Source organism: Deltaproteobacteria bacterium (assembly GCA_016709225.1).
Taxonomy (GTDB): domain Bacteria; phylum Myxococcota_A; class Polyangia; order Nannocystales; family Nannocystaceae; genus Xiheibacterium; species Xiheibacterium phototrophicum.
On sequence record JADJEE010000012.1, the window covers coordinates 3,364,842 to 3,387,981 of the forward strand.

21 protein-coding genes are annotated in these 23,140 nt (G+C 69.6%); 8 read left to right on the forward strand and 13 right to left on the reverse strand.

The features are described from left to right. Positions 1–33 precede the first annotated feature (33 nt). From IPH07_38955 to IPH07_38965, 3 genes are all read left to right on the forward strand, one after another. Complete coding sequence (locus IPH07_38955) at positions 34–1,101, forward strand: hypothetical protein (GenBank protein MBK6923432.1); 1,068 nt, start codon at positions 34–36, stop codon at positions 1,099–1,101. 119 nt (positions 1,102–1,220) lie between these two features. After that, positions 1,221–2,954 (forward strand): propionyl-CoA carboxylase, encoded by a 1,734-nt coding sequence (locus IPH07_38960; protein MBK6923433.1) that lies wholly within the window; start codon positions 1,221–1,223, stop codon positions 2,952–2,954. After that, positions 2,951–3,559, forward strand: a complete 609-nt coding sequence (locus tag IPH07_38965) for a hypothetical protein (GenBank protein MBK6923434.1) — start codon at positions 2,951–2,953, stop codon at positions 3,557–3,559. Before IPH07_38960 ends, IPH07_38965 begins: the two co-directional genes overlap by 4 nt. Before the next feature lie 4 nt (positions 3,560–3,563). Here the strand turns inward: IPH07_38965 and IPH07_38970 are convergent, their stop codons facing one another. Continuing rightward, the gene (locus IPH07_38970; protein MBK6923435.1) at positions 3,564–4,190 is read right to left on the reverse strand and encodes a right-handed parallel beta-helix repeat-containing protein; all 627 of its coding nucleotides are present in this window, start codon (positions 4,188–4,190) and stop codon (positions 3,564–3,566) included. A 425-nt stretch (positions 4,191–4,615) separates the two neighbouring features. Between IPH07_38970 and IPH07_38975 the strand changes: the two genes are divergently transcribed. Together IPH07_38975 and IPH07_38980 are read left to right on the forward strand one after the other, a co-directional pair. Beyond that, positions 4,616–5,617, forward strand: coding sequence for a hypothetical protein (locus IPH07_38975; protein ID MBK6923436.1), 1,002 nt, complete (start codon positions 4,616–4,618; stop codon positions 5,615–5,617). Between the two features lie 61 nt (positions 5,618–5,678). Beyond that, positions 5,679–7,646: a M13 family metallopeptidase gene (locus IPH07_38980; GenBank protein MBK6923437.1), complete on the forward strand. Its 1,968-nt coding sequence runs from the start codon at positions 5,679–5,681 to the stop codon at positions 7,644–7,646. A 34-nt stretch (positions 7,647–7,680) separates the two neighbouring features. Here IPH07_38980 and IPH07_38985 read toward each other — a convergent pair whose 3' ends face one another. After that, on the reverse strand, positions 7,681–8,496 hold the full coding sequence (locus IPH07_38985) for an SDR family oxidoreductase (GenBank protein MBK6923438.1): 816 nt from the start codon (positions 8,494–8,496) through the stop codon (positions 7,681–7,683). Positions 8,497–8,555: 59 nt separating this feature from the next. Here IPH07_38985 and IPH07_38990 point away from each other — a divergent pair, with 59 nt between their 5' ends. After that, positions 8,556–8,726 (forward strand): hypothetical protein, encoded by a 171-nt coding sequence (locus IPH07_38990; GenBank protein MBK6923439.1) that lies wholly within the window; start codon positions 8,556–8,558, stop codon positions 8,724–8,726. 34 nt (positions 8,727–8,760) lie between these two features. Here IPH07_38990 and IPH07_38995 read toward each other — a convergent pair whose 3' ends face one another. After that, a complete protein-coding gene (locus IPH07_38995; GenBank protein MBK6923440.1) occupies positions 8,761–10,035 on the reverse strand; it encodes a hypothetical protein in 1,275 nt (424 codons plus the stop codon). Between the two features lie 295 nt (positions 10,036–10,330). On the opposite strand from IPH07_38995, the gene IPH07_39000 reads away from it, so the two are divergent. Both IPH07_39000 and IPH07_39005 read left to right on the forward strand, forming a co-directional pair. Beyond that, positions 10,331–11,434 carry a hypothetical protein gene (locus IPH07_39000; protein MBK6923441.1) on the forward strand — a complete coding sequence of 368 codons (1,104 nt, stop codon included), beginning with the start codon at positions 10,331–10,333 and terminating at the stop codon, positions 11,432–11,434. Between the two features lie 192 nt (positions 11,435–11,626). Next, entirely contained in the window at positions 11,627–12,595 is a 969-nt protein-coding gene (locus IPH07_39005) for a hypothetical protein (GenBank protein MBK6923442.1), read from the forward strand. 61 nt (positions 12,596–12,656) lie between these two features. Here IPH07_39005 and IPH07_39010 read toward each other — a convergent pair whose 3' ends face one another. From IPH07_39010 to IPH07_39055, 10 genes are all read right to left on the reverse strand, one after another. After that, positions 12,657–13,586: a hypothetical protein gene (locus IPH07_39010; protein ID MBK6923443.1), complete on the reverse strand. Its 930-nt coding sequence runs from the start codon at positions 13,584–13,586 to the stop codon at positions 12,657–12,659. A gap of 84 nt (positions 13,587–13,670) precedes the next feature. After that, positions 13,671–15,578, reverse strand: coding sequence for a hypothetical protein (locus IPH07_39015; protein ID MBK6923444.1), 1,908 nt, complete (start codon positions 15,576–15,578; stop codon positions 13,671–13,673). Further along, positions 15,575–17,392, reverse strand: coding sequence for a peptidase U62 (locus IPH07_39020; GenBank protein ID MBK6923445.1), 1,818 nt, complete (start codon positions 17,390–17,392; stop codon positions 15,575–15,577). Before IPH07_39020 ends, IPH07_39015 begins: the two co-directional genes overlap by 4 nt. 139 nt (positions 17,393–17,531) lie before the next feature. Next, positions 17,532–17,882, reverse strand: coding sequence for an ATP synthase F0 subunit C (locus IPH07_39025; GenBank protein ID MBK6923446.1), 351 nt, complete (start codon positions 17,880–17,882; stop codon positions 17,532–17,534). A 42-nt stretch (positions 17,883–17,924) separates the two neighbouring features. Beyond that, a complete protein-coding gene (atpB, locus tag IPH07_39030) occupies positions 17,925–18,707 on the reverse strand; it encodes a F0F1 ATP synthase subunit A (protein ID MBK6923447.1) in 783 nt (260 codons plus the stop codon). 24 nt (positions 18,708–18,731) lie between these two features. After that, positions 18,732–19,133: an ATP synthase subunit I gene (locus IPH07_39035; GenBank protein MBK6923448.1), complete on the reverse strand. Its 402-nt coding sequence runs from the start codon at positions 19,131–19,133 to the stop codon at positions 18,732–18,734. Positions 19,134–19,353: 220 nt separating this feature from the next. Next, positions 19,354–19,878, reverse strand: a complete 525-nt coding sequence (locus IPH07_39040) for a hypothetical protein (protein MBK6923449.1) — start codon at positions 19,876–19,878, stop codon at positions 19,354–19,356. 19 nt (positions 19,879–19,897) lie between these two features. Beyond that, positions 19,898–20,185: a hypothetical protein gene (locus IPH07_39045; protein ID MBK6923450.1), complete on the reverse strand. Its 288-nt coding sequence runs from the start codon at positions 20,183–20,185 to the stop codon at positions 19,898–19,900. A gap of 466 nt (positions 20,186–20,651) precedes the next feature. Continuing rightward, on the reverse strand, positions 20,652–22,100 hold the full coding sequence (locus IPH07_39050) for a hypothetical protein (GenBank protein MBK6923451.1): 1,449 nt from the start codon (positions 22,098–22,100) through the stop codon (positions 20,652–20,654). Positions 22,101–22,688: 588 nt separating this feature from the next. After that, positions 22,689–23,105, reverse strand: coding sequence for a hypothetical protein (locus IPH07_39055; protein ID MBK6923452.1), 417 nt, complete (start codon positions 23,103–23,105; stop codon positions 22,689–22,691). Positions 23,106–23,140: the final 35 nt, after the last annotated feature.

Below are 23,140 nucleotides of genomic sequence, written 5' to 3' on the forward strand. Positions count from 1 at the left end.
CCTTCGGGGCGCGTCGGCCTACGCCTCGTCCAGATGCAACGGCTGGCCTGGATCGTCGTGTCGGTGATCGCATGGGCGGCGCCAGCCTGCGGTGGCGATCTCCGCGACGATGGCAACGGTTCGAGCGTCGGCGGTTCGGTCACGGCGACCGACGCTTCGGCCGACAGTACCGACGCGTCGGTGGCGTCCGAGGCTGCGTCCGCCGACGGCTCTGGCGATGACGCGATGACGAAGCTCGACGTCGGCGCTGTCACGGGCGCGACCGCCGGCGATGGTGGCGGCGCTGACTCGTGCACGAACGTCGACATCTTGTTCGTGATCGACGATAGCTCGAGCATGGCTGACAATCAGCAGTCGTTGGTCGCATCGTTCCCGGGGTTCGTCGCCGGCGTCGAGGCGAGTCTGCAGAACGCCGGAAGCGTGCACATCGGCATCGTCACCAGCGATGACTATGCGTTCAACGATCCAAGCTGCCGCCACATCGGCGATCTCGTCACGCAGACCGGTGGCTTCGACGCGAGCAGCCAAGTCTGCGGTCCGTTCGCCAGCGGTGGCCGGTACCTCGACGAGGGCGAGCCCGATCTCGCGAGCAAGTTCGCGTGCGCTGCCAAGGTCGGCAGCCAGGGCAACGACGACGAGAAGGTGATGCGCGGACTGCTGAACGCGTTGCGTCCCGAGGTCAACGCGCCCGATTCCGGGGCGTGCAACGCGGGCTTCGCACGCGATGACTCGTTGTTGGTCATCGTGCTCATCTCCGACGAGGACGACGTGCCGGAGCCCTATATGTGCGACCCGAACGACGCCTTCGACAACCCGTGCGACACCGTCGGATCGACCGGTACGCCGGACGAATGGAAGGCCGAGCTCGGCGGCTACAAGTCGAATCTCGACACCAACGTGGTCGTGCTCGCGCTGGTCGGCCTCGCCGGTGACAACGCCTGCGGTGCGGTGCCAGCATCGAAGTTGATCGGCTTCGCCAATCGCTTCGGCGCCAACGGCTACACCGACGACGTGTGCGCGGCCAGCTACGATCAGTTCTTCGCCGCCGCGCTGCCGATCATCGATCAGGCCTGCGAAGACTACGTGCCGCCCGAGGGTTGAGTGGGGCGCGCGAGCCCACCTCGTCGTGGTGGGCCGCAGGCACCGCGCCAGCCGCCGCTCACCGGCTCGCGCACACGAGCCCTCCCCTTCCCGGCCAAGGTTTGCCAACATCCGCGGCGATGACCCACGTGCCAGTCGTGCCCATCGGTCGCGCGCGCCGATCGTTCCTCGACGACGCGACCTTCGCGGCCAACCTCGATGCGATCGCCGCCCGCGAGGCCACGCTGGGCGCACGGCGGGCCGAGGTCGCGGCCGGCTGGGGCCCGGAGTACGTCGCGCGCGTGCACGCCAAGGGCAAGCTCACCGCGCGTGAGCGGCTGCTCGCGCTGGCCGACCCCGGCACGCGCACCTTCGAGGTCGGCACGTTCGTGAACTGGGGCCTCGAGTTCGGCGAGGGCAAGCAGAAGTCGCCGGGCGCCGGGGTCGTGACCGCGTTCGCGCAGGTGCATGGCCGTTGGTGCATGGTCATCGCCAACGACAACACCGTGGCCTCGGGCTCGTGGTGGCCCAAGACGCCCGAGAAGATCGAGCGCGCGCAGATGATGGCGCTGCGGCTGCGGCTGCCGACGGTGTACCTGGTCGATTGCAGCGGGCTGTTCTTGCCCGAGCAGTCGCGATCGTTCCCCGGCGCGACCGGAGCCGGTCACATCTTCAAGATGAACAGCCTGCTGTCGAGCCACGGCGTGCCGCAGGTCGCCGGCGTGTTCGGTGATTGCATCGCGGGCGGCGGCTACATGCCGATCATCAGCGACCGCGTCTACATGACCGAGCAGGCCTACATGGTCATCGCCGGCGCTGCGCTCATCAAGGGCGCGAAGAGCCAGAAGATGACCAGCCTCGACATCGGCGGCCCCGAGGTGCACGTGCACGTGAGTCGCTGCGCCGACGTCCGCGTGCCCGATGACGACACGCTGATCGCTGCGCTGCGCCGCGACATCGCCAAGCTGCCCAGCTCCGGTGCCGATTACTACCGCGGCGAGGCCGGGCCGGTCGATCCGCGCTTCGGCACTGGCGAGCTGGCGGGCATCTTGCCCGTCGATCACCGCGAAGCCTACGACGCCACCGAGGTGCTGGCGCGCCTGGTCGATCAGTCGCTGCTGTGGGAGGTGATGCCGTCGGTCGGCGAGGAGATGCTCTGCGGCATCGGGCGCGTCAACGGCCTGTGGTGTGGCTTCGTGGCCAACCGCCAGGGCCTGGTCGGCGACCCCGCGCGTCCGGGTGCGCGGCGCCCCGCAGCGATCCTCTACCGCGCCGGCATCGCGAAGATCTCGGCGTTCTCGCGCGCGTGCAACGACGACGGCATCCCGCTGGTGTGGCTGCAGGACATCTCGGGCTTCGACATCGGCCACGAGGCCGAGCGCCAGGGCCTGCTCGCCTATGGCAGCAACCTCATCTACACCAACTCGACCAACACCGTGCCGATGTTCACGGTGTTGCTGCGCAAGGCCTCGGGCGCCGGCTACTACGCCATGGCGGGGCTGCCGTACGATCCGGTGGTGCAGCTGTCGACCACGATCTCGCGCCTGAGCGTGATGGAGGGGCGCACGCTGGCGATCGCCACCTACAACACCAAGCTCGACGACGACTTCCAGATCGTCACGCGCGATGAGGCCGAGCGCCGCAAGATCGAGGCGGGCATGCGCGCGGTCGAGGCCCGCATCGAGGGCGACATGGATCCGTGGGTGGCCGCGCGGCAGATGGACACCGACGAGATCGTCGAGCTCGGTGAGCTGCGCTCGTACCTCTCGATGCTGGTCGAAGCCAGCTATCAGGGTATCGGCCAGCGCCGCATCAAGAACAGCCGCATCTGGTCCATGCACGACCTGGCGATCCTGAGCGAGGGCCTGCGATGAGCACGTGGCACGAAGATGGTCGAGTGACGCGACGCCAGCTGGTCGCGACCTGTGTGCGGGGCGACGAGGGCACCACGCTGGGCGCCCCTGCGGTTGGTCTGTGGCGCCGCGCACCGGCCCCCGGGGCGCGCGTGCAGGGCGGCATGTCGATCGGCGAGCTCGAGGTGCTCGGCGTGCTGCACGAACTCGTCGCCCCCGACGACTGCGAGGGTGTGGTGATGCCGGCCGCCGGCGCCCACCTCGGCGAGCGCGCGGTCGCCTACGGCGACGTGCTGCTCGAGCTCGGCGCGCTCGAGCTCGGCGCCGCGGCGGCGGCGGCCCGCGGCGGCGAGCGAGCCGTCGACAGCGGCGCGCTGGTCTTCCGCGCGCCGCTCTCGGGCCGCTTCTACGCGCGCTCGGGCCCCGACAAGCCCGCCTTCGTCAGCGTCGGCGACGTCATCGAACACGGCCACACGCTCGCGCTGCTCGAGGTCATGAAGACCTTCAACCGCCTCACCTACGGCGGCCCGGGCATGCCCGCGCGCGCGAAGGTGATCGCGGTGCTGGTGAAGGACGAAGACGACGTCGAGGCCGGCGCCGCGATCCTCGAGCTCGCACCGGTGTAGCGCATCAGTTCGGCACCGGCTCGCCGCTCGACTCCCAGGTGTTGTTCTCCCAGGTCCCGCAGGTGTCGGTGACCGGGCCATACGCGTACTGGTCGCCGAAGACGTTGTTCGTCATGTGCAGGTTCTCGTGGCAGTACACGATGTACGCACCGCCGACGAGCCGGTTGCCGTCGGCGTGCACGGGGCCGGAGACGGGGTCGGTGCCGAACGGGAAGATGCACGCGGTGAGCTCGCCGCTGGTGAGGTCGAAGTTGTTGGCGGTGATCTCGATGTCGCCGTCGCCCATCATCTGCACGCCGTCGCCGTGGGCCCCGGGGGCCTGGCCGATGGCGGTGACGTAGTTGCACTCGAGCACGTTGCCGCCGTCGGCCTTGAACGAGTCGCCGCCGATGTCGTGGATGTAGAGCCGTCGCGCGGTGTAGTCGGCGCCGCGGATCGCGTCGTCGATGCCGTCTTGGCCGTCGATCTCGCCATCCTCGATGACGATGTTCGAGCCGTCGCGCACGAAGATGCCCCAGTAGCCGTCGGTGGTGATGCGAAAGTTGCGGATCGTGATGTCGGTGGCGCCGTCGACGATCTCGATGTCGCCGTGTACGTGCACGTTCTCGATGATGGTGCCGCTCTCGGACACGACGATGCGATCGCTGTCGACCAGGAGCGCCTCGTCGACGACGCCGACGTCGGCGGGTCCGGTCGGCGGGCAGGTGACCTCGGTGCCGCCGCTGCTGCTCGACTCGCCCTGGCTGCCAGCACTGGTGTCGACCCCGGTGCTCGAGTCGAGCGCGCCGGTGGTCGCGGTGGTGGTCGCGGTGGTGACCCCGCCGGTGCCCGGGTCGGCGCTCGAGGTCGCTGACCCCGCGCTCGACTATCGTGAGGCGCTTCATGACACCGACGTTAGCCGATCGCCGCGTTCGCGCGCACCTGCGGCGCGCAGCCTGCTAGTGTCTGGCGAGCATGCGCGCGCGAAGTGGGTGGTTGTCGTGGTGCCTCGTCGTCGCGTGCACCGGCGACGGTGGGCCCGTACAAGGGTCGTCGAGCGGTGACGCGGGCACGGGCGTGAGCGCCTCCGTGGGTTCGCAGTCGGCGAGTGCGACCCAGGGCGCCGACACGGTGGGCTCCGACACCGTCGGGACACAGTCCACGGCCGCCACCGACGCGACCGCGACCGACGCGACCATGACCGACGCGAGCGGGGAGGCGTCGACCGCCGTGTCCGAGGGCACCAGCACGCACGGCAGCGACAGCGGTGGCCCGACCACCGGCACCGGGCTCGAGTTCCCCACCAACGGCATGGCCGGTAGCGATGCGCGACTGGTCTGGGATGGCGCCGACATGCTGCCCCGCACTTCGCACACCGCGATCTGGCAGTCGCGCTACGTGCAGCAGAGCGGCTACTACGCCGTCGCCTGGCACACCAGCAACGACGGCACCTGGCACGCGAGCCTCTTCGAGTTCGGCACCCATCCTTACCCCACCACCGGCACCGTCGAGGCGTCGGGTCAGTCGACCGGTGGTACCGGCAGCGTGGGGCTCGTGCACTACTACGAGATCGCTGGCCTCGGCGCATCCGACTTCATCGCGTCGCCGGGCCCGGGCCCGACGTATCTGGTGGCGAAGGATGTCTGGGTCACGCAGGCGCGCACCTGCGAGGTCGTCGGCAACCAACTCGTGCATCGCTACTGGCCCGACCTCGCGGCACCCGATGCGTTCATCGAGCAGAGTGTCGCGCTCGCGGGTGTGAACGCAGCGGCCGCGGACGCGGTCAGCCCGGCGTTCACGCTCGGTGGTTCGCCGTGGACCGGCGATGGCAGCAGCAACAACGAGTCGCCCGGTGGCGTGCTGCGGGGCTTCGCACTGTTCGACGTGCCCCTCGACATCGACGACATCGTTGTCGAGGCTGCGAGCGAGGACGATGCGGCAGCGACCGCCGCGGGCGCTGCTGCGGTCTGGTACATCAACAAGAACCCGACGCCCGACGACATCGCCGACAAGTCGGGCGCCGGGCACTCGCCGAGCTGGGCCAACGACGCGCGGCCGGGCCTCTACGTCGCCGGCTGAACCGGCGCTGGCCGTTCGGCCCATTGCCTCGCGGCGTCGCGATGCCCTACGATCGCCGCCGATGAAGAGGATCTTCATGCTCGCGTTTGCGGTGTCGCTCGGCTGTGCGCACCGAAGCAAGTTCCCGTGTCCCAGTGTTGCCGCCGGTCGTGCGATCGACCAACTCGATGCGCCGCCGCCCACCGCCGCGACGCTGCCGACGCGGGTTCGCGATTGCATGGACTGCCGCAGCGACCCTTGTCAGGACTTCCATCAGTATGCGTGCGGAGGCTGGATCGGCGCGCTCGAGACCGAGGGCAGCACCGCCGCGACCGGGCTCATCGAGGTCGCGCGCCATCACGACCGCACGATGGAGGAGGCGTTCCGCGGCCTGGTGCAGGCCGGTGCATCGACGCCCGCGGCGACCTTCTTCATGGCATGTCTCGATCCGCAGGCGCGTGCGAGCGCCGGCACCGAAGCGATCGCTCCGCTGCTCGCGGCGATCGACGGTGTCACCGATGCGTCGAGCTTCGCGTCGGTCGCAGGCATGCTCGCGACCCACGGCATCACCGGTCCGTTGCGGTTCGTGGTGGTGCCCGGCGAAGACGGCAACGCGATGCTGCAGATCGGCCTGCAGCGTCGCGGTGAGCGACCGCAGTTCGCGGCGCCCGATCTCGCGGCGACCCGCGATGCCTACGTGACCGCGATGACGGTGCTCGGCGAGTCGAAGGCGCTCGCCGTGCGTCGCGCAGAGGCGGCGTTGGCCTTCGAGCGGGCGTTGCCGGTCGGCACGAAGGGACGCGTACAGCAGACCACGACCGTCGCCGAGCTGGCGCAGAACCCCGCGCTGGCGCAGCTGCACGCCCTGCTGCAGGCCGCGGGGCTCGACGCCGGTGCACGCGTGCGCTTCGACGAGGCCGATCTCGTCGCGATGTTCGCGGCCGTCGACCAGCTGGCCGAGCCCCTCGTGCTGCAGGCGTACCTGCGGGCCCGCGTCATCGATGCCGTCGCGCCGTACACCGCGCGGCTCGACGGCGCATGGGAGGGCCTGTACCACGCGGTCGCCGATCGCGTGCCGTCGCGCGACGAGGTCTGCCGCGAGCTCACCGGCGAAGTGTTCCCCGGTGAGGTCGACGCAGCCTTCCTCGCGCGCGCGTTCGATCCCGCGACCGCCACGCTGGCGAGGGGGATGATCGACGGCACGCGCGCGGCGCTCGATCGTCGACTGCCGTCGATCCCATGGATGCCGGCGGCGGCCTCGCAACGCGCACAGGCCCGGCTCGCGCGGCTGCACGTCGGGGTCGGCCACCCCGAGCAGTGGCCGCGCGATCTGACGCGTGCGAGCGGACGACCGCTCGACGACGCGCTCGCCCACCGCGAGGCGAAGTGGCGGCGCGAGCTCGATGGGCTCGGTCGGCCGCTGGCGTCCACGTGGACCGTCGTCGCCCACGATCTCAACGCCTACTTCGAGCCGCTGTCCCACGGTCTGTCGTTCCCGGCGGCGATCCTGCAGCCGCCGCTGTTCGGTCGCGATTACCCGGTCGCCTACGACTACGGCGCGATGGGCTCGATCGCCGGGCACGAGCTCACGCACGCGCTCGACCTGCGCTGGTGGCTCGCGGGCCCGGTCGAGGAGCTGCCGGGCCCCGAGGTCGTCGAGGCCCGACGCGAGGCCGAGGCCTGCGTCGTCGCAGACTACGATCGCCGCATGACCGAGGCGCCGTTCGCCGGTCGGGGTGCAGCCGTCGCCGCCGAGGCGATGGCCGACATCGGTGGCGTTCACTTCGCCCACGCCGCGCTCGCCGACGCGAAGCCCGACGCCCGCACGATCCGCGGTCTCAGCTCCGAGCAGCTCTTCTTCGTCGCCTACGCGCAGTCGATGTGCATGCACCCGATGATGGACGAGCTGCTCGCCAAGGGCGGCGATGTCCACCCGCCTTCGGCCTACCGCGTCAACGGCGTGCTCGCGCAGCTGCCCGAGTTCGCCGCGGCGTTCGCCTGCGAGCCGGGCACGCCGATGGCCCCTGCGGATCGCTGCGAGAGCTGGTGACCACCACGGCCAGGCGAGCGCATTGCCCTCGCGATCAACCGCCGCGCTTGCGCGCGGCGTAGGCGGCCTTCGCCTTCGCGCCCTTGCGCTCGAGCATCGGTCGCAGTGCGCGGCCCAGACCCGGCATCAGGTAGCTGATGGTGGCGAGCTTGCCGGAGACGTAGGGGATGTCGAGGTCGAGGCCGGTCGCGTCGGCGTGGATCGCCTCCATGACGCGTGCGGTGACCTGCTCGCAGGTCACCATCGGCTGCGAGAAGGTCAGTGCGCTGACGTTCTCGAAATCGTCGTCGAAGAAGCCGCTGTCGACCGGGCCTGGGTTGACGTTGGCGATGCGGATGCCGCGGCGCTCGAGGTCCTCGGCGGCCGCCAGCGCCCACATGCGCAGTCCCGCCTTGGTACCCGAGTACACCGCCGAGCCGGGCACGCCGAGCTTGCCCGCGAGGCTCGCGACGTTGACGACCACCGCGCCGCGCGGCATGACGTCGGCGGCGACGCGCGTCAGCACCACTGGCGCGACCAGGTTGACGATGAACATCTGCGCGAGCTTCTCGTGGCCGTGGCGCAGCATGTCGCCGCGGTGGTGCAGGCCCGCGTTGTTGACGAGGATGTCGAGGCTGCCCATGCGCGTCACCACCTCCTGCGGCAGCTTGGCGAGCGCACCGAGATCACCGACGTCGAGCGCGAACGGCTGTGCGAGCTCACCGAGCTCGGCGCACGCGGCTTCGAGCCGCGCGGCGCCGCGGGCCACCATCGCGACCTTGCAGCCGGCGGCGACCAGTGTCTTCGCGACCGCGAGGCCGATGCCCGACGAAGCTCCGGTGACGATGGCGACGCGACCCGCGAGTTCCATGGCGCGGACGGTAGCAGATCGGCCCGCCGTGTTACCCTGTCGGCCCGGAGGTCACCACGATGGAGTGCCAAGAGTGCGGTGAAGAGTCCGACGAGCTGATCAAGCTCACCGTCGATCGCAAGGTCCGCAAGCTGTGTCCGCAGTGCCACGAGATCGCGGTCGAGAAGGCCGAGATCGACGCGGCGGCCGGCGAGGCCATGCGCGGGATGATGGAGTACAAGGGCCGCTGACGCGCCACGGCCTGCCCGGGGCGCGCCGCGGCCGTCAGCCCGCGTCGTTGCCCATGCAGTGGTTCGAGCCGTTGCAGTTGCCCGAGCAACAATCGGCGTCGCTGTTGCAGTTCGCGCCCATCTGCAGGCAGCAGACGTTATCTTGGTTGTCGCAGACCATCTGGCCGCAGCAGGCGTTGTCATCGTTGTTGCAGACGGCTCCCAGGGCGAGACAGCAACCCGAGACGTCGTACATGCAGCTGCTGTCGCAATCGAGTGTGCCGCCGCCGTAGCCCATGCCGAGCGCGGTGCACTGGGTCTGCGGCAGGTCGGTGCCGTCGCACTGCTCGCCGGGATCGGTGTTGTCGTCGCCGCAGTCGAAGCACTGCGACTCGTCGTAGAGGCAGGTCGTCAGGTTGCACAGCGTGCCGCCATCGTGGCCGAGCCCGGTGCAGGTCTGCGCGCCGGGTTGTCCCATGTCGCAGTCCTCGCCCGCGTCGATGTTGCCGTCGCCGCAGTCGCTGCAGCCGGAGGTGTCGAGCACACAGGCGTCACACGTGACCCTGCCGACCATGCCCATCGACATGCAGCTGACCCCGCCCAGCTGCGCGCCATCGCAGGTCTCGTCGCCATCGATCACGTTGTTGCCGCACGAGCCACAGCCGCTGGTGTCGATGTCACAGTCGACGCAGCTCAGCATGCCGCTGTCGAACGCGGCGCTGAACGCCGCACAGGACGGATTCGCCACCGTCGTGTCGCACTTCTCGGGCGGCATCGTCAGCACGCCGTCGTTGCACACCGGCAGCGTGCAGCCGGGCAGGCAGCCCTCCATGGTCGCGGGATCGGTGGGATCGCAATCCTCGCCCTCGTCGAGCACACCGTTGCCACACGACGCGAGCGTGCAGGTCGACGGGCACGCGTCGTCGTCCTCGAGGTTGCCGTCGTCGCAGGTCTCGGTGCCGCCGAGGTAGGCGTCGCCGCAGACGTTCACCTGGCAGTCGGCGCGGCAGGCGTTCTTGTTCACGCCGTTGCTCGGGCCCGTGTCGCAGGCTTCGTCACCCTCCACGATGCCATCGCCGCAGACGGCATCGGGCTCGCCGGTGGTGGCCGTGTCGGAGGTGTCCGTGACCGGGCCGCTCGACGAGTCGTCGGCCGTGGCCGAGGCGCCCGTCAGCGAGGTCGCCGCGCTGGAGGTGTTGCCGGTACCGCCGCTCTCGGCGCTCCCGAGCGAGCTGCCGTCGGCGGCCTCGACTGGGTTGCCCGAGCACGCCGGGGCGAGCAGCCACGTTGCGCCAACCCACAACCCAAGCCTCGCGAGCCGTCGATCCATGCGACCCCCACGGTGACACGAAGCGCGGGATCACGTCGACCCGCGGCGGCGTGAACGTGTGTCGTGGGCGCGTGGGCGGGCGAAAGCTCGGGGACGCGCGGCCGATGATCCGGCGGTGCGAAGCACGGAAGACCCTCGCCGTCGCCATGGCCATGTTCGTGCGGATGCGTGGGGTTCGGTCGACACCGTGCGGCGTGCGTGCAACGCGTGCACTGGGCGCACCCCGGATCGCAGCGCCGTCGCCGGCTGTAACGCTCGTGCGACTGCGGGCAAGGGAAGGGGTCGGGTCGTTCGCGTGACGAAGTGGGTCGTGGCCATGTGGGTGGGGTTCGGGTCGGTGTTGCGACCGGACCTCGCGCATGCGGCCTTGGGCGGTGAGCAGGCTGCGACCGAGCTGCAGGACCAGGGGCACGACGCCGTCGACGCCAGCATGCCGCCCGTGCAGCGACCGCGGGCCCTGACGACGACCGAGCCGGTGGTGGTCGGGCCGAGCGAGCCGGTCGCGGCGACGCCGGCGCCCGCCAGCCCTGCGCCGGCCTCGCCGGCGGAGCTCCCGGTCGCGGCGCAGCCCATCGACGACGACTCGGGCATCGACCCGACCGTGAGCGCCCTGCCGGCGCCGCGGGTGCACTCGAGTTCGGCGTCGGCCAGCGGCGGCGGACCGACGGTCCATCGGCAGGCCACGCCGATGTCGAAGCGCTTCAGTCATGCGGGCTTCACCGTCGACGCGCGCGTCGGCACGCTCGGTTGCTTCCGCGCGACATGTGCTGCCGATCGCCACGGCGCGCGCCCGGGCCTGCGACTCGATGGCTTCATCGGCGGCAACATTCGCGGTTGGGTCGACTTCGGTCTCGCGGGTGGTTGGGGCACGATGGAGGCCAACGTCGCCAAGGGCACCAACGTGCTCACGCTCTACGGTCTCGACCCCAACGTGCTGCAGGGCGCGTTGGCGGTGCTCGCAGGTCAGGCGTTGGGCATCAACTTCGCCTCGCTGGCGGTGAACGACGCGAAGTTGCGCTCGGCGCAGGCCGGTCCGTTGCTGCGCGTGCACTTCATCCCGCGCGGTCGCTTCGCGGCGTGGGTCGGCACCGGCGCTTACTACAACCTGTTCCGCGGTCGCTACGACACCGCCGGCGGAGCCGCACGTGTCGACTTCCACGGCCTCGCGGTGCCGGTCGAGGCCGGCTTCGCCGTGCACGTGCACGAGCACGTCGCGGTCGGCCTGCAGTTCGACTACCTGTGGACGTGGTACGGACTGGCGAACCTGCAGCAGGGCGCGCAGGCGTTCACGGTGCCGGTGCGCGTGCTCGACGAGGCCGCGAAGCTGCAGAACGCGAGCCTGCGCAGCCAGCTGCCGCAGTTCTGGACCTTCGGGCTCGGGCTGCGGGCCCGCATCTGAGATCGACCGGGGGCCGCCTCGCGGGCCCGCCGCGCGCTGGGGCACCGCCTCGAAGTGGCGCACGCCTGAAATCTCGCCGTGTCAGGCGCGTTGACGCCCTGCTGCCGCCGTCCTACAGTCCGGCCGCGTCGGACGCCCCGCCCGCCCCTTTGGTCATCGGGTTGCGCCGCGCGAACGAGGAGCGAAACCCCCATGTCGCGTACCGCCGTGTCCCTCTTGTTCGTCGCCGCACTCGGCCTGTCGTCCTGCGACAAGGGCGGCGGCGGGGCGTTCCAGATCCCGCAGCACAAGGATCTGAAGGCGGGGGGCGTCTTCGTTTCGTACAACCTCGGCTGCGACGTCGGCTGCGACAAGATCCAGAAGGGCGATCTCATCCAGTCGATCGACGGCAAGCCCGTCAAGACCGGCCAGGACTTCGACGCCGCCAAGGTGATGGACGGCAAGCCGCACAAGCTCGAGCTGCTGTCGTCGGGCTCGATGGACCCGAAGTCGGTGGAGATCACCGCCAAGCCGCTCGAGAACCTGCCGCCGCTGAAGGACGTGCCGCCGTTCTGGACGGTCGGCGCCGAGCAGCTCGACGCCGCGCCGCCGTGGGCCCGTCGCCGCATGTTCGGCCACGCCAGCCCGATGGTGCAGCTGGTCAGCATCAACGGTGGCATCCTCGATGGCCGCCAGCTGGTCGGTAAGAAGCGCCTGCTGGTCTACTGGGACTGGGGCGATCGCCAGGAGGAGGGCTACGCGGTGGCGTTCATGCAGGTGCTGCAGAAGGCCGCCGTCGATCTCCAGGCCAAGGGCGTGGAGATCATGTTCACCCACGCGAAGTTCCCCACGGGCCGCAAGGAGCCGATGAACGACACGGATCTCCGTGCGTGGGCGGACAAGTGGGCCGTCAAGCAAGACGGCCAGAAGATGCCGATGATCCCGTTCTATCGCCGGCCCAACAAGACCGAGTTCAACTCGGCGCGCGAGCTCGGCCTCGAGAACGCGTACACGGTGATGGAGAACCTCGGGCAGAGCCCGGCGATCGTCATGCTCGACGATCGCGGCATCGTGCGCTGGCACTCCGAGGGCCTCACGACGCCGGCGGCCGACTCGAAGGTGACCGTGCCGGAGCAGTACACGATCATCGAGGCGGTCAAGTTCGCGCTCGAGAAGCTCTAGTCGCGCGCCCGCGGGCGGTCTGGCGACCGCCCGCGATGTCGCGCATCGCAGCGCGACGCGGTCACCGCAGCCGATGACGCTCGACCCACGCGCGTCGAGCCGCGAGTCCGACCGGAGGTGCCTCGCCCTCGGCCCACAGGCCCGCCCACGAGCGAACCGCCGCGATCGCGCGATCGGTGTCGGCGTGGGGACCGAGGTACGTGACGCCGGGCACCGGCGCGGCCCCGCGCTCGCCCATCATGGCGATCGGCAGGCCCTGTAGCAGCGCCTCCAGCAGCACCCGTGAGGGTGCGCTGGGATCCTGTGGCCCGATGATCATAGCCTGCGCGGATCGGCGTCGCGCGGCGCGATCGATGCTGGGGACCTCGGCATCGACGTAGGCCTCGATGCGAACCTCGGAGCGCGACAGCGACTCGACCTCGAGCCGCAGCTGCGCGTAGTGGGCGTCGTCGATGTTCGGGCCCAAGCACACCGCTGCGAGGTAGCGGCCGTCGTCGGTGACCAGTGGAATCGCACCGCAGGCACGCGGCAGCACCGCGGGGGCGGCCGGATCGATCACCCAGCGCGTGGCGGCGGCGGGGGCCAGCTCCAGGGTCTTCGCCGCGATCTCGTCGCAACGCACGGATCCTGGCCAGCTACGCTCGGGGTGCGCCTCGGCCACCATCGAGACCTTCGGCGTCGGCCCGTGCACCACCAGCGAGATGCCGGCGAGCACCGCCTGACGCACGTCGGGCAGGCACTCGATCGCCACGCGCGGATGCACACCGTGCAGATGGATCTCCTCGGTCACGTGCAGCAGCGAGGCGATCTCGGGCACGTCGCGCTCCGACAGCGAGAGGTCGACCACCGCGACACCGGGGCGCGGATCGAACAGCTCGATCACGCGAGCGGCCGCGCCATCGAGCTGCCAGTCACCGCTCGCGAGATCGCGCGCGATCGAGCTGGGCTCGCCGGGGTGCGGTCTCGCGACCAGGTGCAGCACACACGGCACGTCGGTGCCTTCATGCCGCCGCCGTGGCCGTGCGGCCAGCTGCGATCGGGAATCCTTGGTGTCCCGATCGAGAACCCGCCCGGATCACTGCCGGCGCTGCGGCTTGTCCTTGCGGCGCAGCGGGTGCTGCAAGGTCGGCAGCTTCTCGTGCTCGCCGCGCTCGACCAACAGCTCGAGACCATCGACCAGGAGGTCGGGCGTGGTGACCTGCGCATCGACGGTCTGGCTCAGGGCACCGTCGATGCCGACATCGGCCCCGAAGCCGCCATAGGCCCCCACGGGGATGCGCATCTTCACGGTGCGCGACTCGTTGCCGATCGCGCGGATGCGACGCAGCACCCGCATCGATGCCGGCGCGAGCACGGCACCGCGCACCAGCGTGCGCCGGCCCCCGGCCTCGATGCGCAGCAGTCGACCCGGCAGCGGTAGGTTGAGGTTGCCGGTGCCGGCGTACGCGGCTGCGCTCTCGCGTGGCACCGGCCCCAGCACGGTACCGTCGCGCAGGCTCTCGATCACGTAGGCGAAGTCGTAGCCGTCCTCGGCCGCGCGTGCGAGCAGCTCGCGCTCGAGTGCGGCCCGCGTCGAGCCCTTGCGCTTGCTGCTCAGCGTCAGGTTGCTGATCGTCGCGCCGGTCTCGAGCGCCGGGCTCATGCGTGCGCGCCCGTTGCTGCCCGAGAGCTTCGCGTTGGGCATGCGCGTCATCAGCAGCGTCTCGAGCTTGCCGCCGCGCACCAGCGCGAGCTTGCCGGGCCGCACACCCTCGGCGTCGATGTCGAAGCTGCCGAAGCCGCCGGCCAGCGCGGGGTCGTCGACGAGGTCGAGATCCTTCGGCATCACCTGCTTGCCGAGCTTGGGCTGCCACGAGGGCTCGAGGTCGACCATGCGACCGCTCTCGCCCAGCGGCGCCGGGGTCCCGACCGCCTCGGTCGCGACCGTGGCCCCGAGCAGCTGCGCCGACGCATCGCCGACGAACAGCAGCGGGCCGTCGTAGTCCTCTTCGATCATCGGTGCGACCGCGAGCTGCTCGAGCTCGGCGAGCGTGCGATCGACCATGGCCTCGCCGGTGGCGAGCAGCTCGTCGTTGGCCACCGGCACCCCTTGCAAGTGGATCGCGTAGCCGTGATCGAGGTGCATGCCGTCAGCAGCCTTGGTGTCGGCGACGACGGCGAGCACGGCACGCTCGCGCACCCACTGCACCGTGAGGCCCTCGCTGTTCACCACGCTCTCCTGCGTGCGCAGCACCTGCACGTGGACGTCGCCGTTGTCGATCGCGGGGTGTTCGGCGAAGCGGGCCGACAGCGACGCGACCATCGCGGCCAGGCCGTCGCGGTCGATGGTTGCGGGCGCCATCTCGACCAGGCGCGTGGTGGCCGGCGGTGGTGGCGTGAAGTCGGGCGGCTGCTCGGCGCCGGCGAGGCGCTTCAGGATCACCTGCTTCTGTGACCACGCCTTGCTCGCGCCCCGGAAGGCGCCATCGAGCGCGAGCCACAGCTTCTTGGCCGCATACTGCGGCGTGGGCTCGAGCGCGACCTCGAGCTGCGCGATGCCACTGTCGCCGCCGAAGTAGTTGGTGTTGTCGCGCGCCGGCGTGCCCACGCGCAGCTCGACCGCGCCGGCCGACTGACGATCGCGAAGGTTCACGATGACGCCGCCGTAGGAGCCGTCGAGGCTGAGCAACTCCGCCCGCACCATGCGGACCTCGGCGCGGTACGGCGGCGGTGTGCCGTTGACGCGCAGCCCCTGCAGGCCGCGGGTGAGCTCCGCGAGGATCGCGGCGAGCTCGGGGTCGTCGGTCGGCTTGGTCGGCGACACCTCGCCCGCGGTCGGCGGGGTCGCAGCCGCGGGCGGGGTCGTGGCCGTGGTCGCAGGTGCGCCCGCGGCTGCGGTTGCGGGGCTCTCGGCGGCGGTCGGCGTCGGCGCTGGGGCGGCCGCGGTCGACCGCGGAGCGCACAGCATCGCTGCGGCCACGAGTGCGAGCTGAGATCGACTCATCGCGTCACGCTGCCCTTCTTGCGCGCACCGTCGTCGCTGGTCCCGGGTGGCTCGAGCAACGGTGGCTTGTCGCGATCGTGCACGCCGCGTTCGATCTCGAGGTTGCGCAGCAACAGCGACGGGCTCACCGCCGAGACCGGCACCCAGCCCGACTCGGCCCCGCACACGCCGTTGAAGATGCCGGGCTGATCGTCGGTGGCGAGGATGGTCTCGAACGCCTGCAGCGGCGTGCCGACCATCTCGACGCCGCGCACCAGCTCGTCGGGGCGACCATCGGCGAACACGCGATAGACCAGCAGCGGCTCGACCTTGAAGGCCTGCGGGCCGCTGCGATCGGTGAGCGTGTAGCCGCCGGAGATGTCGGTGAACCACAGCCCGTAGGGCTTGTCCTGCCGCTCGACCTCTTCGAGCAGCGCGGCCCGCAGCTGCTTGCGCGACAGCGCCTTGCGCGAGCTGACCACCAGGTTGCCCTGCCGCGCGACCACCTGATAGCCCGGCTCGCGCCGGCCGTGGCCGTTGCTCTTCATGAACGGCCGCACCGGCGAGCGCCCCAGCAAGAAGGTCTTCAGCTTGCCGCGCTCGACGATCGCGGTGCGCTGCGCCGGCACGCCCTCGTCGTCGACGTAGTAGTGGCCCGAGAGCGGCTGCTCGCCGAGCATCGCGATGGTCGGGTCGTCGACCACGTCGAGGAACTTCGGCAGCACCGACTTGCCGAGCTGATCGGTGAAGGTCTGGCCCTCGGCGTCATCCTTCTGGCGATGGCCCTCGAGGCGGTGGCCGAAGATCTCGTGGAAGAACACGCCGGCGGCGCGACCCTCGAGCACCGCAGGCCCGGTGTACGGATCGGCGATCGGTGCGGTCTGCAGCGCGATGAGGTTGCCGCGCAGCTTCTCGGCCGCGGCGACCAGCTTCTCGCGGGTCGGCAGCTGCGCGAGCGTGTGGGCCTCGAAGGTCTCGGTGAGCCCGAGCCGCATGCCGTCCTCGGCCTGGGTGCCGGCCTGCAGCAGGATGCGCAGCAGCACGCGACCGCTCTGCACGCGCGTGCCCTCGGTGTTCACGAAGTAGTGGTTCTCGAGCGTCGCCGTGACCGACACGCTGCTGCTCAGCACCCGCGGGTCGGCGCCGAGCACCTGCGAGACCTCGACCGCCAGCGGCCGCAGCTTCTCGGCCGCCGCGGCGAAATCGAACTCGCGCTCCGGCTGCACGATGCGGGTCGGCTTCTCGACCGAGAAGTCGGGGTGCTGGTCGTCATCGCTGCGCAGCTCCTCGTCGCTCTCGACCTCGCGCAGGGCCGAGACCGCGTTGTGGTACTGCGCCTCGGTGGCCAGCCACAGGCCCTGCGCCAGCGAGAGCTCGTCGTCGTCGAGGCTCACCGACAGCCCCGAGCCGAGCCCGTTGCCCGGGCCATAGTCGCCGTCGCGGCTGTGGCTGTTGTCGAGCTTGCGCGAGCCGACGCGGACGTCGACATCGATCGTGCGATCGCTGTCCTGCTCGTCGCGGACCAGCGCGCCATCCTCGGCGGCGATCCACAGCTGCTCCTGCGCGACGAGATCGTAGGCGAGGAAGTACGCCGACTGCTCGACGCCGTCGCCGGTCAGCTGGGTGAGGTTCTGCTGGAGCTCGCGCTCGAGGATCTCGAGCACGGGCGAGGGATCTCCGGTCGGTGCCTTGGGGCGCACGACCTGCAGCTGCATCGCGCGTCCACCCCCACGACCCCCACGCTCGGGCGGGTTGGTGCCGTGACGCTGGCAGCTGAGCGACAGCGCCAGCAGCGGCGCAGCGAAGACGAGGAAGGGGAGGGCGCGACGCGTCACGGGCACCGTAGGGTAGCGCGCTCGATCGGGGGCGTCTCGGAAGTCGCCAAAGCCCGGTCGATGCTGGAAAGCCGGCCACGCGAGACCCGGGTAGGGGCACGCGCGCCGGCCGACCTGGCGCCCAGCGAAGGGCCGCGGACTAGAAGCCGAAGCGGCCGAAGATCATGAAGGCGATGACGAACGTGAAGATCACGAGCGACTCGATGAAGGCCAGACCCAACAGCATCGGGGTGAAGACCTTGTCGGCGCTGTTGGGGTTGCGGCAGATGCCCTCGAGCGCGGCGCCAGCGGCCTTGCCCTGGCCCATGCCGCAGCCGAGCGCGGCGATGCCCATGCCGAAGCCCATGGCGATGGCGTAGATGCCGTCGTTGGGGCCGCTCGACTGGGCGGCGGCACCGGCGGCAGCCGGGGCAGCGGCCGCGATGGCGGGCGCGAGGAAAGCGGTGGCGAAGGCGACGAGCTTGGCGATGCGGGCGTTGTTGTTGGTCATGGCGGTCTCTTCTCTTTTTTTGGAAGACGTCGAACGGCGCGATCAGTGCTCTTCGGCGTGCTCGATGGCCATGCCGATGTAGATGATCGAGAGGAGCGTGAAGATCAGGGTCTGCACGATCGCGACCATGACCCCGAGCAGGAGGAACGGCACCGGCAGCAGCAACGCGATCAGCGAGCCGATCGCGAGCACGACCTTGTGGTCGGCGAGGATGTTGCCCATGAGGCGCAGCGACAGCGACACCGGGCGCGCCAGGTGGCTGGCGATCTCGACCACCAGGAACAGCGGGAACAGCCACGGGAACCCGCCGATCTTGGGCCCGAGGAAGTGCGCGAGGTAGTGCATGCCGTTGCGATAGACGCCGGCCACGTTGTAGACGACGAAGATCAGCACCGACAGTGCGAGGTTGGTCTTGAGCGTGTCGGTCGCCGGCAGCAACCCGGGGATCAGGCCCTGGATGTTGCAGCAGAAGATGAACAGGCCCAGCGTGCCGACCAGCGGCAGGTACTTCTTGGCGTCGTGCTCGCCCATCACGTCGGCGGCGAGCTTGTAGACCGCGCCGACGAAGCCGTCGATCATCGCGCCCAGCGTGAAGCGCCGCGACGGCACCACGCCCTGCGTGCTGTCCGCGAGGCTGGCGCGATATCGCAGCGCCGCCACGAGGATCAGCACGGCGGCGATCAGCGCCGCCATGACGTGGATCAGGGTGAAGTTGGTCTCCTGGAACATGAGCGCGCGCCAGTCACGGCGCAGGCCCTCCTCGAACATGTGCTCGAGGTCATGCCAGCCAGGCAGAAGCGTGTACCAAGTGTCGTGATCGCCCATGGAGATCGGCTCGTCGCCGTCGCATCAGGAGGGGGGCGATCCCGACGGCTTGGATCGTTGGAGCGCTGCGAGCGAAGCTGCAGCCAGGGAGATCGCCACGCCGAGGGCAACCCCCTCCGGACGGGCCGGCATGTACCAAAGGACTGCGGCCAGCGCAAGCAGGATCAGGGGCCATTTCAGCAACAATCCCGCGGGTAACGACCACGTCTTTCCTGCGGGTGGGCGATGATCTCGGGGGTTTGCGACGATCGTTCGCAGCGTTCGCGCCGCGAAGTACATGTTCGCGTAGCCGATGCTCGCGCCGAGCACCACGCCCAGGGCCATCGGGAAGCCCAGCCACAGGCCCATGCCCGCGGCCCAGATCGCCGTCAGCGTGAGCGTCCACGTGCCGATGCGGCGGAGCAGGGCGTCCACGTCGAGCGTCACGGGCGAGGTCATGCCCCAGCCGGGGCGATCGACTCAAGCGCGGGACAAGTGATGTTGCTCCGGCCCGCGCAGCGGACCCGGGGCGGGGGCCTGGGCGGCGAAGCGGCGATCGAGGGGGCGCGGGCGCGTGGGGTCCAGCTCCGGGGCCCGGCCGGGGCGGGCGGGGCGCGAGCTCGGGCGCACGAGGGATCCATAGGGATCGGGGGCCCGGCCGGTGGGCTCAGCCCGGGCAGGGGTCGCAGGCATGCCGGCCGCCACCACAGTCGTGCGGCATGATGAGCTCGCCTGGTTCGTCGGGCTCGCAGGCGAGGTCGCACAGGCCCGTGCCCTCGCAGTCGAGCACGCAGGGCCCGCGGCAACCGACCGAGCAATCACCCCGGCCCACGCAGCGCACGCGGCTGCCGCGATCGACCTCGACGTCGCACCGCCCGCTGCCGAAGCACAGCACCAAGCAATCCTCACCGCAGTCGAACTGGCAGTCCCGGCTGCCGTCGCACTGCAGATCGCAGCTCGCATCGCAGGTCGCCGTGCACGTGGCATCGGGCGTGATCACCGGGCAGCTGCAGGTGCCGTCGCTCTCGCAGACGCACGCACCCGGCTCGCACTCCGGCGTGCCGTGGGCGCGATCGGGTGGCGCGACGGTGGCGTGACAGCCGAGGCAGGCCAAGATGATCGCGACGAGCGATGACCACGCGACCGTGGTGCGCGGATGGTGGGCGGTGCGAAGTGGAGGGGGCAGGGGCATGACGAGCCAAGGGGTGCGGTCAGGGGTTCATCGCTTCGCATGGATCGACGAGGTCGCTGTCGCTGCCCGGGCAGTCGCCGCTGCCACACGCGCCACGTCCATCGGCGGCGGTGAGCTGATCGACGCAGTCGCGCAGACGCTCGGGATCGACGCGTCCGTCCGGCAGCGTTGCCCAGTCATGGCAGCCGCTCAGCTCCGGATCCTGTCGCGTGCCCGGACTGTCGGTGATCCAGTCCACCGGTGACGCCACGTCGGTGCCACGGATTGCCCGCCAGCGACCGTCGATGAAGACGCAGTCCTCCGGCACAGTGGGGATCGTCGGGCAACACGAAGCAGGGAAATCTGACGTGGGCGAACAGACCGCCTGGATGCGTTCCTGCGACCACCGAGGGTTGCACGGTCGCGGACACGTGCGGAGGTCGACGTTCTCTGGTGCGAAATTTGGGATGACGCACTGCCCCCATTCGGAGAAAAGTGCTCGTGCGCCACTAAACAGCGGATCTCCGAAATCGGCCGGGTCGGTGCCGTCGACACGAATGGCCTGGTAGTCCGGGACGAGGCCCCTGGCGGTCGCGGGGTCGTCGGAGCAGCACACCTTGGCGCCCCCATGGTGGCCGCGTTGGAATCGGGAAGGATGGCACGGCTCCAATCCGCCGGTGGGAAGCGCTGCCGGGGCGATGTTCTCGCAGTCACCATCGTCGCGGCAGGCGACGATCGCCACGATCACGATCGCTCCAACGACGTGTGCGTTGCGCCTCGCGAGGAAACCGAAGTCAGGACTCGCGGCAGTCACCCCAGAATCCTCCCTTCTCTCCCAGGCAGCGATGGCAGCACACCTCAGGGTACGGTCCGAATTGGTCCCCGCCGCCACTGCAACTATACGCGTGGTCGCTCGGATCCCAGAAGACGCACTTTCCAAACCACGCGTAGCGAGCAAACGCCCAGTAAACGTAGTTCTCGATGTTGCGAAAGGCGGTGTCGAACTCGCCATCGAGGACAAGTGATCGCGCCGGGATCGGTCCATAGCTTCCCGCATCGCGCAGGAGCGGCAGCAGGCCACTCCTGTGACACAGTTCGTGGAACAGCACCATCGCGAGCCCGTCACTGCCCCCCGGTCGATCGAGAAAGCCATTCGGGCTATCGAAAAGCGTCCATACGCGCGGGCATAGCTTCACGAATCCCTCTGCCCAATGTAATGCAATCACGCTCTGCCCTGAGCAATTGTTTGCGCATCGAATGTGAAGTGGCCAAGTGGTCCAGTTGAGATATGAGAATCCATGCCTCAGCCGATCCGATACAAGCTGCGCAACGTGTTGCGCGCGAGCTAGGCGCTCAGGTTCGTAAGGTCCGAACCAGTAGCTCGGTGCCGGGCTTCGGCGCCACGCGACGTCCACGATTACTGCGGCGCCTCCGAGATCCGCAAAGTTCCAGTAGAACTCGATCTGATCCTCTGGCAGCGTGGCGATATTGGCTAGAAAACGCGCTGCACTCGACGCAACGCGTCGCGCCTGGGCCGCGGCCGCCTTCAGCTTCAGCTGCTCGCCGCGGGTGCAGAAATCATACTTGATCCAGGTTTCCGACTCCTCGAATTCGCTCTCGCACGCCGGCTGAAAATTGCCGCCGCATGTGCGAGACACATCCGCGACGAGTTCTCGTCCATGAACAGACGACCCGCCGGGCAGCGCCCCGCGTCGCCAGCATTCTCGCTCGATCGCGAGATACGATTCGCCGGGAGCGCACTTGCATGCGTGTTTCCACCGCTCGCCTGGCTTGGGCCTGCGATGCGGCCCACTCCAGCAGCTCTGGAACTCATAGTCGAACTGGTAGCCGGGGGGGCACAGCGGCTTCGGCGGAGCCGCGAAGTCGTTCGGAAGTCCGACGCCATCGTCTCGATCGCGCTGCGGACCGTCCTCCTGCGTACCGGACGAGCCAAAGGTCAGCGAAGCAATGTCGGCTCGTCCGTGCCCGCGCACTCCCGCTGCGACACGATCGACGGCTGGGAAGGGGCCCCGCAATTCGGCCGGCTCGACCGGCGGCTCTGCCCACCCAAGCGCAATCGGCAACCCCGGGTCGTGCGCGTTGACGAACTCACTCAATCCGCGCGGGAGCGCGACCAGCCGACTTGCGCGCAGCCGCAGGTCCCGCTCGGCACCAACGGCTCGGCGGATGTCATCGCGCGAGGCCCGAGACCGCGTCCGACCACGGCTTTCGAGCGGCTCCACCGGCGGTTGGCGGCTTACGAGTCCTTCCACGAACCCTGGGAGGTCAGGGTTGAGTTCCCCAGTCGGGGTCGGTGGCGTTTCAATGTGGCACTCCGCAGCAAAATTGCGCGGCTGCCACGGTGGCGCCGGTGAGGTCGAGTTGGTAGCGGGCGTGAGTAAATCGCCGACCGAGAGGCGAGTACGGGCGCCGCGTCGAGATGGCTGGGCGCGAAACATGTACTTTGACGATCCGTTGGCGCCACTTCGCAGTCCTATTTCTCGATCCGCAACATCCGTATCATGCGTCGCTTCGTCCCGGCGGCGATCTCCGCGCGCATCGCATTTGCACGTGGGAGTCCATTGCTGATTCGCCGCGGCTGCGCGAGGCTTCGCCACACGTCTGACCCCTGGACGTTGGGTGAGTGATGCGCGTGCCTCGCGACGATCTTGACCAACGAGCGCGCCTCCCCGCTCCGACGCGGCTGCTGCGGCGGCCGTGCTCGTCCACCCGGTTCGGTGGCCCGCGGTTCCGGCCGATGGGTCGTGGCTTGTCCCGCATCTCTTGCAGCCGCTAGACATGCGAGCCTCCGTTGCACCGAGTCGCGGCCATCACGGGGCCCGCCCGTAGAGAACAGCACTGAGTTCGGCGTAGCAGCGAGTAGCTCCCGTCGGCTGCAGTGCCCGCAGTTGGAACTTGATGAATGGACCCATGGCCGAGTTGGTTGCGAGCGCCAGCGACGGTACCGCGGTCGCATTGTTGCTGGTCACGGAGAGATTCGGTGCGGCCGTGTTGGTGAACTCTGCGGGGTCTTCGTCGCTGGGCAGCGTAGTATACCCCTCGACGATCATCGACCCGGAGCTGCCTCCGAAGTCGCGGTTGTGGCAACGCACACCGAGCCACAGGTAGTAGAAGGGAATTACCGGCAGGGCTCTCTCGAGGATGATCGTTTGGCTTCCTGATGCTGCGAGGAACGAGAAGCCGAAGATGGTCTTGTCGAACAACGTGATGGCTTGAGCTTCGCGCATGGTGGCCTCCCTGCCGTGGGCGGAAGACGCGGTCG

What these genes read in the sequence shown, in the direction of transcription:
- IPH07_39040 (MBK6923449.1), bottom strand. Translation starts at nt 19,878, where the DNA reads ATGCCCCTGCCCCCTCCACTTCGCACCGCCCACCATCCGCGCACCACG.
- IPH07_38980 (MBK6923437.1), top strand. Translation starts at nt 5,679, where the DNA reads ATGAAGAGGATCTTCATGCTCGCGTTTGCGGTGTCGCTCGGCTGTGCG.
- IPH07_38955 (MBK6923432.1), top strand. Translation starts at nt 34, where the DNA reads ATGCAACGGCTGGCCTGGATCGTCGTGTCGGTGATCGCATGGGCGGCG.
- IPH07_39055 (MBK6923452.1), bottom strand. Translation starts at nt 23,105, where the DNA reads ATGCGCGAAGCTCAAGCCATCACGTTGTTCGACAAGACCATCTTCGGC.
- IPH07_39025 (MBK6923446.1), bottom strand. Translation starts at nt 17,882, where the DNA reads ATGACCAACAACAACGCCCGCATCGCCAAGCTCGTCGCCTTCGCCACC.
- IPH07_38995 (MBK6923440.1), bottom strand. Translation starts at nt 10,035, where the DNA reads ATGGATCGACGGCTCGCGAGGCTTGGGTTGTGGGTTGGCGCAACGTGG.
- atpB (MBK6923447.1), bottom strand. Translation starts at nt 18,707, where the DNA reads ATGGGCGATCACGACACTTGGTACACGCTTCTGCCTGGCTGGCATGAC.
- IPH07_38965 (MBK6923434.1), top strand. Translation starts at nt 2,951, where the DNA reads ATGAGCACGTGGCACGAAGATGGTCGAGTGACGCGACGCCAGCTGGTC.
- IPH07_38960 (MBK6923433.1), top strand. Translation starts at nt 1,221, where the DNA reads ATGACCCACGTGCCAGTCGTGCCCATCGGTCGCGCGCGCCGATCGTTC.
- IPH07_38990 (MBK6923439.1), top strand. Translation starts at nt 8,556, where the DNA reads ATGGAGTGCCAAGAGTGCGGTGAAGAGTCCGACGAGCTGATCAAGCTC.
- IPH07_39005 (MBK6923442.1), top strand. Translation starts at nt 11,627, where the DNA reads ATGTCGCGTACCGCCGTGTCCCTCTTGTTCGTCGCCGCACTCGGCCTG.
- IPH07_39015 (MBK6923444.1), bottom strand. Translation starts at nt 15,578, where the DNA reads ATGAGTCGATCTCAGCTCGCACTCGTGGCCGCAGCGATGCTGTGCGCT.
- IPH07_38985 (MBK6923438.1), bottom strand. Translation starts at nt 8,496, where the DNA reads ATGGAACTCGCGGGTCGCGTCGCCATCGTCACCGGAGCTTCGTCGGGC.